The organism is Bacillus sp. RC251 (assembly GCF_044908765.1).
Classification (GTDB): domain Bacteria; phylum Bacillota; class Bacilli; order Bacillales; family Bacillaceae_G; genus Bacillus_A; species Bacillus_A wiedmannii.
This window is the reverse complement of record NZ_JBIYDP010000007.1, coordinates 36,075-46,672: the sequence shown is the minus strand read 5'-3', so window position 1 is coordinate 46,672 and position 10,598 is coordinate 36,075. Positions and strand designations below refer to the sequence as shown.

The 10,598-nt window shown below is 32.7% G+C and carries 15 protein-coding genes; 12 read left to right on the top strand and 3 right to left on the bottom strand.

What is annotated here, in order from left to right; all coding sequences use genetic code 11:
* The first annotated feature begins 12 nt into the window (after positions 1–12).
* Together ABH961_RS20245 and ABH961_RS20240 are read left to right on the top strand one after the other, a co-directional pair.
* Entirely contained in the window at positions 13–330 is a 318-nt protein-coding gene (locus ABH961_RS20245; RefSeq protein ID WP_048547673.1) for a PadR family transcriptional regulator, read from the top strand.
* Between the two features lie 7 nt (positions 331–337).
* Complete coding sequence (locus tag ABH961_RS20240) at positions 338–874, top strand: DUF2812 domain-containing protein (protein WP_048547671.1); 537 nt, start codon at positions 338–340, stop codon at positions 872–874.
* A gap of 327 nt (positions 875–1,201) precedes the next feature.
* Here the strand turns inward: ABH961_RS20240 and ABH961_RS20235 are convergent, their stop codons facing one another.
* Positions 1,202–1,450 (bottom strand): hypothetical protein, encoded by a 249-nt coding sequence (locus ABH961_RS20235; protein WP_048547666.1) that lies wholly within the window; start codon positions 1,448–1,450, stop codon positions 1,202–1,204.
* A gap of 283 nt (positions 1,451–1,733) precedes the next feature.
* Here ABH961_RS20235 and ABH961_RS20230 point away from each other — a divergent pair, with 283 nt between their 5' ends.
* The 9 genes from ABH961_RS20230 (at position 1,734) to ABH961_RS20190 (ending at position 7,669) form a co-directional block, all read left to right on the top strand.
* Positions 1,734–2,117 (top strand): VOC family protein, encoded by a 384-nt coding sequence (locus ABH961_RS20230; protein WP_048547664.1) that lies wholly within the window; start codon positions 1,734–1,736, stop codon positions 2,115–2,117.
* A gap of 14 nt (positions 2,118–2,131) precedes the next feature.
* Positions 2,132–2,674 (top strand): GNAT family N-acetyltransferase, encoded by a 543-nt coding sequence (locus ABH961_RS20225; protein ID WP_048547663.1) that lies wholly within the window; start codon positions 2,132–2,134, stop codon positions 2,672–2,674.
* Positions 2,674–3,252 carry a kinase gene (locus ABH961_RS20220; protein ID WP_048547661.1) on the top strand — a complete coding sequence of 193 codons (579 nt, stop codon included), beginning with the start codon at positions 2,674–2,676 and terminating at the stop codon, positions 3,250–3,252. Before ABH961_RS20225 ends, ABH961_RS20220 begins: the two co-directional genes overlap by 1 nt.
* 27 nt (positions 3,253–3,279) lie before the next feature.
* Positions 3,280–3,858 (top strand): HAD-IA family hydrolase, encoded by a 579-nt coding sequence (locus tag ABH961_RS20215; RefSeq protein WP_048547660.1) that lies wholly within the window; start codon positions 3,280–3,282, stop codon positions 3,856–3,858.
* A 178-nt stretch (positions 3,859–4,036) separates the two neighbouring features.
* Positions 4,037–4,771, top strand: a complete 735-nt coding sequence (locus ABH961_RS20210; RefSeq protein ID WP_048547658.1) for a LytR/AlgR family response regulator transcription factor — start codon at positions 4,037–4,039, stop codon at positions 4,769–4,771.
* Positions 4,771–6,087 (top strand): GHKL domain-containing protein, encoded by a 1,317-nt coding sequence (locus ABH961_RS20205; RefSeq protein WP_098887354.1) that lies wholly within the window; start codon positions 4,771–4,773, stop codon positions 6,085–6,087. Before ABH961_RS20210 ends, ABH961_RS20205 begins: the two co-directional genes overlap by 1 nt.
* Before the next feature lie 89 nt (positions 6,088–6,176).
* Positions 6,177–6,854, top strand: coding sequence for a YhfC family glutamic-type intramembrane protease (locus tag ABH961_RS20200; RefSeq protein ID WP_048547655.1), 678 nt, complete (start codon positions 6,177–6,179; stop codon positions 6,852–6,854).
* A 2-nt stretch (positions 6,855–6,856) separates the two neighbouring features.
* Positions 6,857–7,243 carry a DUF3887 domain-containing protein gene (locus tag ABH961_RS20195; RefSeq protein WP_048547653.1) on the top strand — a complete coding sequence of 129 codons (387 nt, stop codon included), beginning with the start codon at positions 6,857–6,859 and terminating at the stop codon, positions 7,241–7,243.
* A 114-nt stretch (positions 7,244–7,357) separates the two neighbouring features.
* Positions 7,358–7,669, top strand: coding sequence for a hypothetical protein (locus ABH961_RS20190; protein ID WP_048547651.1), 312 nt, complete (start codon positions 7,358–7,360; stop codon positions 7,667–7,669).
* Between the two features lie 40 nt (positions 7,670–7,709).
* Here the strand turns inward: ABH961_RS20190 and ABH961_RS20185 are convergent, their stop codons facing one another.
* Complete coding sequence (locus tag ABH961_RS20185) at positions 7,710–7,925, bottom strand: helix-turn-helix domain-containing protein (RefSeq protein WP_048547649.1); 216 nt, start codon at positions 7,923–7,925, stop codon at positions 7,710–7,712.
* Between the two features lie 10 nt (positions 7,926–7,935).
* Positions 7,936–8,418, bottom strand: coding sequence for a DUF2975 domain-containing protein (locus tag ABH961_RS20180; protein ID WP_048547647.1), 483 nt, complete (start codon positions 8,416–8,418; stop codon positions 7,936–7,938).
* A gap of 324 nt (positions 8,419–8,742) precedes the next feature.
* Here ABH961_RS20180 and ABH961_RS20175 point away from each other — a divergent pair, with 324 nt between their 5' ends.
* A complete protein-coding gene (locus ABH961_RS20175; protein WP_404519872.1) occupies positions 8,743–10,404 on the top strand; it encodes an alkaline phosphatase in 1,662 nt (553 codons plus the stop codon).
* The last annotated feature ends 194 nt before the right edge of the window (positions 10,405–10,598 follow it).

The following is a 10,598-nucleotide window of genomic DNA, read 5'->3' as shown; positions in this document are numbered from 1 at the left end:
AAGGTGGTTATAATGAATACGAAAGCGAAAAAATATATTCCGTTAACAGAGGCGACATATTACATATTGTTGTCACTTGTGAAGCCGATGCATGGTTACGGAATTATGCAAATGGTAGAAGAGATGACAAATGGAGAAGTAAAGCTCGGTCCTGGAACTTTATACGGGAATACGACGAAGTTACTAAAAGAGATGTTAATAGTTGAAGTTGCCTCTACAGATAGAAAGAAATGCTATGAGTTAACGTCACTTGGTAGAGAAGTATTAGAGCTAGAGTATAACAGGTTACAGAGATCTGTAAGGAATGGAAATAGTATATTAGGAGGGTGAATGGAAGATGGAGACAAAAAGGGTATTTAAGTTTTTTACGGCATGGAATTTAGAAAAAGAAGAAGCCTTTTTACGAAAGATGCATCAACAAGGTTGGGCATTACAAAAATACAATTTAATGTATCAGTTTAAGAAAACTGAGCCAAAAGATGTAATATATAAAGCTGATTTTAGATTGGTTTATAGAGATTCGAAAGAACAACAACAAGAGTATTTCGAAATATACGAAATGTCAGGTTGGAAACGCGTAACGAGTTTTACAAGATGGAATTATTTTTGTAAGGAAGTAGAAGAGGTAAATGAATTACCTGACATATACTCAGAAAAGGAGACGAGGATACAAAAACTAAATGAGTTATTGCTATTCCTTGTTATTATATCAGCAAGTATATTACCATCAATGTACAATCTATTTATAAGCCCGATGGAATCAAGAGTGCCAATTTGGGCGAAAGCTATGACGGGTCTTACAGGTTGTATGTGGATGTACTTCTTCATAAGACTCACTTGGAAAATTAAGAAATTAAAAAGTGAAATATTATAATGAAAAGTAGAATTAAAAAGAAGTTGATTTTGTAGGGAGAAATATCGGTATCAACTTCTTTTGGTTTTATATAATTGCATTTTTGTTCGCTCTTTTTTATATAATAAAACTCTATATAAAGGTAAGGGATTAATAGTTGCAAAGATTAAACCGCAATATCCCGAAAATAATAAATGAAGAAAAAACGATTCATATTGAGGATCAAAAAATAAAAGATGACAAAGAAGGTATGAGGTGTAATTTATAATAAGGAAGAAAAATGTTTTTTCATTAACATATGAAACAAAAAACCCCCTATAGAAAAGTGGTAGGGGGTAATAAAAATGTTTAAGAAAAAGACTGATTTTGCGCAGGTTTAATAAATTGTTCTGGGTTTTCAACAAGTCCGCATACAGCACATTGGACTCTATATGTTGGTCCTTGATAGGACATATGAAAAGCATTCATCGTTTCATTTGTGTATTCTTCTTCTACTTGACCAGTTTGTGGATTTAACTTGACTGGTTTTACTTGTTGCTCAAGAATATTAAAGCGAGTACGGTTCGTTTTACAGCTTGGACATAGCATTGGTTCCATATGTATACACCTCCATTTGTAGCATTTCTTAAACTCATTAATTTTATGCAAGCAAAAAAACTTTCTCAATATAAATGGGTGTTCAAAGTATTCAAAATTCAGAAAAAATAAAATATAATAAGAGTACGAACTGGTTATGTCCAAACCAAATCTCCTGTTTTATGCCAATAAGCTGGGGGGCCGAGAAATCGGCCTCATTTTTTTTTGCTCGTTGTTATAAGGAACAAGGTTTTTATGAGACATTTGTCGAAATTTTAGGGATGGATATAAAGGAGGATGTAAAATGAATTTAAAAATGAAGTATATCATTTTATATGTAGAAAATTTTGAAGAATGTTTAAGATTTTATAAAGATATTTTACAGTTACCTATAAAAGCAGAGCATGGTACATATATTGAATTTAATACTGGTTCTACAATTTTAGCGATGAACACAAGGCAAGATGTGAAAGAATTAACAGGTTTACCACTTACAGAAGGCGAGTTACAATCTTCTCATTTTGAATTGGGATTCGTTGTTAATCATGTACAAGAAACAATCGAACAATTTAGAGAGCAAGGAATTAAGATCTTAGTTGAACCAATTGTGAAACCGTGGGGACAAACAATTGCATACATTGCCGATCCAGATGGGAATTATATTGAAATTTGCAGTTCATTAGAATAGAAGGAGAAAAAGAGATGGGGTTTCCGAAACTAGAAACAGAACGTTTACAATTAAGAGAACTAACACTGTTAGATGCAGAAACGATGTTCCATTATTTTTCAAAAGAATCTGTTATACGTTATTTTGGAATGGATTCTTTCGAAAATATTGAGCAAGCGAAAACGACTATTCAAACGTTTAAAAATCGTTATGAAGAAGGAACTGTATTTCGCTGGGGAATTGAGAAAAAGGGTACGGGCCAATTAATCGGAACGTGCGGATTTCATTTAATAAACAAGCATCATAAGCGAGCTGAAATTGGTTATGAATTGGACGATACATATTGGGGACAAGGGTATGCAACGGAAGCGTTACAGGCGATTTTAACTTACGGGTTTGAAACGTTACAACTTATAAGAATTGCAGCTGTTGTATATGTAGAAAATAAAGCTTCTCAAAAATTATTAAGTAAAGCAGGGTTTCAAGAAGAAGGATTACTTCGAAAACATATGATTCAAAATGAAGTTGCTCATGATACGATATTATATTCTTTATTAAAAGAAGAGTGGAAGAAGTAATGTGTACAAATGAGCTTATAAATGTTATGAAGAAGCATAAAGAAAATAGATTTATTTTAGGTATAGATGGTTTAAGTCGATCGGGAAAGACAACATTTGTAACAAACTTAAAGGAAAATATGAAACAAGAAAGCATCCCGTTCCATATTTTTCATATTGATGATCATATAGTAGAGCGTAATAAACGATATCATACTGGCTATGAAGAATGGTATGAGTATTATTATTTGCAATGGGATATTGAGTCGCTTCGACAGAAGTTTTTTCAGAAGTTACAAAATGAAACAAAACTGAAATTACCGTTCTATAATAATGAGACAGACTCAAGTGAGATGAAAAAAGTACAGATACCCATAGTAGGTGTAATTGTAATTGAAGGTGTTTTTCTACAGCGAAAAGAGTGGAGAGATTTCTTTCATTATATGGTGTATTTAGATTGTCCAAGAGAGACACGGTTTCTACGTGAGAGTGAAGAAACGCAGAAAAACCTTTCAAAGTTTGAAAATAGGTATTGGAAAGCAGAGGATTATTATTTAGAAAGTGAAACACCACAGAAGAGAGCGAACTTAGTTATATAATGATTAGAAAATAGAAAGGTGAACAGAATGAATATTTTATGGGATTTTGATGGGACGTTATTTGATACGTATCCAGTTTATACAAAAATTCTTGCTCAAGTTTTAGGGAAGGAAATAAGTGAAGAAGAAATCTATACAAAGTTAAAGGTTTCATTTTCACACGCAGTTGATTATTATGAAATAACTAAAAAACAATTGAGTGAAATTGATGTATTAGAGAGTCGCATTATGATAGAAGATATAAAACCATTTGAAAAAGTGGAAGAAGTTTTAAAGTTTGCCGATAAAAATGTGATTATGACTCATAAAGATAGAGAAGGGGTGTTATCTATATTAAAACATTACGGCTGGGAAAAATACTTCGTAGACATGGTTACAATTGACGATGGTTTCCCCCGAAAACCGAACGCTTTATCTTATGATCATTTGCATAAAAAGCACAATATTAATTTAGCTATTGGTGATAGAGAATTAGATTTATTACCTGCAAAAGAATTAGGTATTTCAACATGTATGTTTCAAGGGAACTGTGATGTAGCGGATTATTCTTTAGCACATTACTCGGAATTTTTTAAGGTAGTGATTGATAGAGAGGTTATGTTATAAATATTTTAAATAAAACCTCTACTTTTTGCTTGAAAGTAGAGGTTATTTTCTATGCTTTATAAAAACTATAGAAAATTAATACTTCCAAGAATTTAGAAGGAGATTGGTATAACGATTTGAATTATATAGTTATAGATAAATCTATAGATGGAAAGATTTCAATAAAGCGAGTGATTACATGAGTATTTTTATTTTAGAAGATGATGTCATACAAGCGCAGCAAATGAAGCGGCTAGTTGAAGAGATTTGTGAGGAGTATATGTTGCCTTTTGATTTTATAGAGGTAACTAGTAAAAGTGAAAACATTATTACAAACATTCCTAAGGCGAAGTATATCCCAATCTATTTTTTAGATATAGAGATAAAAAGAGAAGAGCGTAAAGGGTTACAAGTGGCACAAGAGATACGAAAGTATGATACGCAAGGAATTATTGTGTTTGTAACGACGCATTCTGAATTTGCACCTATTTCATATCAATATATGGTATCAGCTTTAACTTTTATTGATAAAGGGTTGCCATACGAGGAGAGGCGTAACGTTTTTGAACAATGTTTACTACAGTATGAAGCGCGTAATAAGCAAATTATTCCGTCCGATGACTTTATCGTTGAAAATAGTAATGCGACTGTACGGGTTCCGTTTCATGAAGTTGAATATGTTATGACTGATGAACCGCACCGTTTAGCATTAGTGACGTTAGATCGAATCGTTTATTTTTACGGGACTTTAAAAGAAATTGAATTAGTAGATGAACGTTTATTTCGTTGTCATCAATCATATATCGTGAATACGAAGCAACTGTCTTCTTATGATGCGAAGCAAAAAATGATAGTTTTAAAAAGCGGGAAACGTATTCCAGTATCACGTCGTTTATTCAGTAAAGTACGTAACATATTAAAGGGTGAGATGTAATGTATATTTATGATTTATTTGCAATACTGCTTACTAGTATAAGCCATACGTTTTTATACATTCAATTAATCCGGTACAATAGATTGTCATATAGAATGTTAATAGCTTTAAGTGCGATATTCATTATTTTACTTGCTATTGTCGTAACAGTAACGAGATATCCAGAATTGAATAGTACGATTGTGTTATTTTTAATAAGTTTAGGATTAATGCAAAATGAATTGAAATTTAAGCATAATGTATATTTTGCACTAGTGAGTATGGTGATTATAACGTTAGTGAAAATGTTGCTATTTGATTTAGGAATGAAAATCTTTATGTTAACAACATTCAATTTATATTTATGGACAGGTAGCATGATTCATCTTATCGTATCAACCCTTACTTTTATCGGTATTTTTGTAGCTCGGAAAAGAATCCGAAAAATTGCTCAATATATAGTAGGTAGTCGGCTATACTATGTAACTTATATATTATTAATTGCCGGATTTATTATTGAATTAATCTTAACTCAGCCATCTACTGCGTTTTTAGCACAATTAAATCGACAATACAGTGAATTAAGTTATATTTCAGCGATTATTGTATTTTTATTATTAGTCATTATAGTACTTATAAGTTCACATTTATCGAAAGCAAAGTTACAAGAAGAGCATGAAAAACGCTTAGATAAAGAGTTATTAGATTATGTGGAGAAATTAGAGGATATGCATGACGAACTTGCTAGTTTTCGTCATGATTATATGAATGTATTACTATCGTTAGAAGAGGGAATACGTATGAAAAATGTGAAAGAAATTGAGCAAGTGTATTATGACGTTATAGCTCCTACGTTAAAAACAATAAATGATCATGAACTTGATATTGCGAAATTATCTCGCATACATATTCCTGAAGTAAGAAGTGTATTAAGGGTGAAAGTTGGCACTGCTCAGCAGCATCAAATAAAAGTAATGCTTGATATACCGGAGAGCATTGAAAGTGTTTCGATGACGATCATTTCATTTATTCGCATCATTTCAGTTTTAGTAGACAATGCAATTGAAGAGGCAGTACATAGTGAGGAAAAGATATTGCAAATCGCATTTTTTGAATTGGATTCACGACAATATTTTATCGTACGTAATAGTTCAAAGAGTGAAGCGATTGATTTGCAAAAAATTTATGAGAAAAACCATTCAAGTAAAGAAGGAGCGAGAGGATACGGGTTATTTTCGTTAAAACGGATTATGAATAAAACAAATAACGCGACGTTAGAAACAACTTATGTAAGTCCTTATTTCACGCAAACATTCATATTAAAAGAGATGAAATGACCATCTATGATGAAAATGAAACCGAATAGGAAAGAACTACATACTTCTTTCACTCGTTTATATACACTTTAAGTAAGAGGTGAAGCGAGATGAATGGTCTTATTTTTACATCAATGATTAGCATTGGTTTACCGCTTGTAGCACTATTATATGCTGTTTGGAAGAAACGCTATATTCCTTATATGTTAGGTGTATTGGCTTTTGTTGTATCACAAATATTGATCCGCATACCAATACTGAATTATGTAAATGGAACTAGCACAGATTTTCAAATGTTTTCAGTAATGCAGCCTGTATTATTTGTAATTTTGCTTAGTTTATCAGCTGGAATTTTTGAAGAGATAGCTCGTTTTATTGCAATGCGTTATTTTATGAAGCAACGAGATTGGCAGTCTGGTTTTTTATTTGGAGCAGGGCATGGTGGTATTGAGGCAGTGTTGATAGTTGGTATCCCGGTAATATCTCTATTATTGTCACAAACAGTCATTCAAAATGGTGACAGTTACTATTTCGGCGGTATTGAGCGCATCTTCGCGATGATATTGCATATTGGACTTTCCTTCATTGTATTACAAGCTGTCGTCCAAAAGAAATTCCGTTATGTTGTATATGCAATTCTCATCCATGGGACCGCAAATGCATTAGCTGGCATTATATCGCTATATGTACCAGGGAAAAACGGGATCATTATGTCAGAAGTTTCAATAGCAATTTGTACTTTAGTCGTTTTTAGCTATAGTTTTATTTTAAAAAGAAAGGGTGTATGAAAATGAGAAGAATGTTACTTATTATTATAAGTGCTATCGCGGCGTTCGCACTTGCAGCATGTACCGGTAATAAAGTAGATCAAAGTACATCAAAAAACTTTATTCCGAAGGCGGAAGAAATTGTATCATTATTAAATGAAGCAAAGTATAAAGAAGTACATGAAAAATTTGATAGTAAAATGAAATCAGCTTTATCAGAAGAGCAAATGAAAGAACTTACTCCTATAATTGAAAAAGCTGGTACATTCGAAAAAATTGAGAAAAAATCGATTGAAGAAAAAGATGGTTTATATACTGTTATTCTTGTAGCAAAGTATAGTAAAGAACAACGTACCTTTATCGTAACTTATAACGATAAAGAAGAAATAGCTGGGTTAGTAATTAGGTAGAAATGTAATGGCAGATAAGGTGGTTGTGTCCACTTTATCTGTTTTTTGTTTTAACTAAATTATGGTTATTCATGCTAATATAAACACATAGCTATAGAGAAGGGGTGGGTTAGTATGAAAACTGAAATAGTTCCTAAAAAGAAGTACAGCATAATAAGCTATATATCTTTACTCATCGGTATTTTATGTTTTCTGTTCGTTTTTGTAACTCCGACAAGGATAGCGAATGCAGGTAATATAGTGGGAGATTATATTACAGTTGCCCTCACTGTTGCAGGTATCATACTTTCTGTCATTACGATGACGAAAAAAACAGAGAAGAAGGGGATTGCTATTCTTTCATTAATACTGTCCTTATCCTTCTTTATATTTTGGATTATCGCGATTATTTTAGTTTTGACTGGTCGAGTTAGTTTTGCGCCATAATACCGAATAAAAAGAGTCCTTCATACGAGAAGGACTCTTTTTATTCGCTGTCTTCCGGTTGATATTCTAAAATATCCCCTGGTTGGCATTCTAAAGCTTTACAAATAGCATCTAAAGTTGTAATTCTAATTGCTTTTGCTTTTCCATTTTTTAATATAGAAAGGTTAGCCATTGTAATTCCAACCTTCTCCGAAAGTTCAGTTACACTCATTTTTCGTTTCGCTAACATTACATCAACATTAATTATTATTGCCATGTTATTCACCTCAGACCGTTAAATCATTTTCTGATTTTATATCTATCGCATCTTTTAAAAGTCTTTGGAGGACGGCAGCAAAGACTGCGATTACCATTGAAGCAAAGATTAGGAGCATGCCTATTATAATAATACCTGGTGCGTCATCTCTCTCCGCTATGAGATAGAAGAGTGGCATACCTATTACATATAATACACTAATTGTAACAGCGCATTGTTTAATCTTCTTTAAAGCTCTAACAGATAATTTCGAGAAGGCGTTACCTTTGTCAATGTAGCTTACAAGTTTAAAGGCTTGATATAGAGCAAAATAAAAAGGTATCACCGTTGCATATAGATTGATTAAAACAAGATATTTTATATATGCAATATCCGGGTATAAGTCCGCTGCGTAATTCCCGATATTAGGAATTAAAAATATACACAAAGCAAAAACAGGAATACCGATAAGGATAATTGCTGTCTTTAAAAAGAGTGTTGATCCTTGTTTCATATAAAGCACCTCATTTTTAAATTATCATTTTAATTTAACATAAATTTTATCGTTTAACAATAAATTCTTATTTATTTCAATCGAATTTTTATTGAGAAATAAATTTTAGTGAAGAGAATGATAAGACGTTTTTATAAAAAAAGGTGTGGTCTCTAGTTATTTGAAGATAAAAAGCTATGATATGTACCGTTCGTTGCTTTACTAATAAAAGAAAGTGAAGGTAATGATTGTTAGCTTCATGAAAATTGGGGACTAATAAAACATATATAGGTTGTGGAAATCTTTTTGTATATAAATGAATGTGAAACATACGGAGGAACAACAATGTCGAATTTGGGTTTATTGATGAAAAGGTTACTGTTAGTAGGAACAATCACACTAAGTATGTTATGTACGGAAAGCATGATGAATTATCATACGGTGGAAGCTAAGGTGAAACAAGTAGAATGGCAAACGAAAAATGTAATCATAATGGTTATGGACGGAACGAGTTCTTCAGCAACGACATTAGCTCGCTTGTATAAAGGGAAACCACTTGCACTAGATGAAATTGTAACAGGAGGAGTTCGTACCTATTCGGCGGAATCAGCTATAACAGACTCAGCCCCAGCAGCTACAGCTTTAGCGACGGGGAATAAATCGAATTCAGGATATGTAGGTATATTACCTTCTATTGTAAGTTCACCTGGCTTAAAATCAATAAAAGAAGAGGACAAGTTACGTCCAGTTGCCAATGTTTTAGAAGGTGCCAAACGCACTGGTCGCGCAACTGGAATAGTTGCTACAGCTGAAATTCAGCATGCTACTCCCGCTGGATTTTCTGCTCACCATATTAACCGTAAGCGTTTTGACGTAATTGCGGAGCAGCAAGTGTATCAAAATATAGATGTTGTATTAGGTGGGGGAAAAGAGGCACTGCTACCTATAAAAAGAAAAGATGGTGAAGATTTAGTAAAGGTGATTCAAGACAAAGGATACGACTTTGTTGAAACGAAAGATGCATTATTGAACTCTAAATCTAAGAAAATTTGGGGCTCTTTCTCACATAATGCTCTTGCGTTTGATATGGATCGTGAAGCAACAAATCCGGAGCAACCAACACTTTCTCAAATGACGGAAAAAGCAATTCAAACACTATCAAAAGATAAAGATGGTTTCTTTTTATTTGTAGAGGGAAGTAAGCCAGACTGGGCAGCTCATGTGAACGATCCAATAGGGATGATTAGTGATGTATTAGCATTTGATAACGCAGTTGCAGAAGCATTGGAATTTGCAAAAAAAGATGGTAATACGATGTTAATAGCTGTAACTGATCATGGTAACAGCGGTATTTCTATTGGGAATGTGAATACGACAAAAGGCTATAATATTACGCCGGTCTCTGCATACATTGGTCCATTAAAAAAATCGAAAATGACACTTGAAGGTGCTACAAATAAACTGAAATCTGATTTATCAAATGTAGACGATGTAGCTAAATTATACGGTTTGGACAATTTAACTTATGATGAAAAAGAAAGAGTAAAAGCAGCAAAAAAGAAATCGGATGTAGGTCCAATACTTACTACATTATTGGCCAATCATGCGAACATAGGCTTCACAACAGGAGGCCATACAGGTGAGGATGTGTTTTTATATTCTTACGGTCCTCAAAAGCCAAAAAGTTTGATCCAAAACACAGACATTGCGAAGACGATGGCGAAAGCAATGGACTTTAACTTAGAAGAAGTAACAAACAAATTATTTGTAGAGAGTGACTTAGCCTTTAAACGAAAAGGTGCAACAGTAACAATAGATAATACTGATGCAGAAAACCCGGTGCTCATAGTAAAACGTAATAATGTAAAAGCTCAATTATTTGTAAATAAAAATATAATTCGTATTAAGAATAAAGAATATGAATTAGGTAGTGTCGTTGTAGAAAGCAATGGCAAGTTCTATATACCAGAAGAAGCAATCCATTTATTCATAAAATATTCTCAATAAAAAAAGCCAATTCCTTAGCTAGTACTTAGGAATTGGCTTTTTTGTGTAGATGAAATTTCATTCGAAAACAAGAGTAAAGAGAATCACAAATTCTAAAGTGGACTTCTTGTAAATTTATTTATCATATGTTTTTCACCCTGAAAAATATTTCTCAACATTTTCGCCTTTTAAAAAGATTGAATATTCGTATTATA